Source organism: Lysinibacillus sp. RU7, assembly GCF_057837305.1.
This window is the reverse complement of sequence record NZ_JBYQFK010000106.1, coordinates 1-280: the sequence shown is the minus strand read 5'-3', so window position 1 is coordinate 280 and position 280 is coordinate 1. Positions and strand designations below refer to the sequence as shown.

Annotated in this window: 1 pseudogene; it reads left to right on the top strand. The window is 50.0% G+C overall.

Annotated features, from left to right (window positions below):
• Window positions 1-280, top strand: a pseudogene (locus tag AC3II9_RS21720) (transketolase); the annotation flags it as partial.

Genomic DNA, 280 nt, shown 5'->3' with positions numbered 1-280 from the left:
ATTATATGAAGCCGGCCATTCGCTTGGCCGCCCTGCAAAAACTCGCTTCGATCTTCATTTTTTCTCATGATTCCTTAGCTGCCGGCGAAGACGGGCCGACTCATCAACCGGTTGAACAGTTAGAGACGCTTCGGACCACGCCGGGAATCGATGTTTATCGTCCTGCCGATCAAAACGAAACCCTGGCCGCTTGGAAGGCCATTGTCAAAACAACGAATCGTCCAACGGCTTTGGTTACTTCAAGACAAAAGCTGCCTGTATTAAGAGAAACAAAGGACGC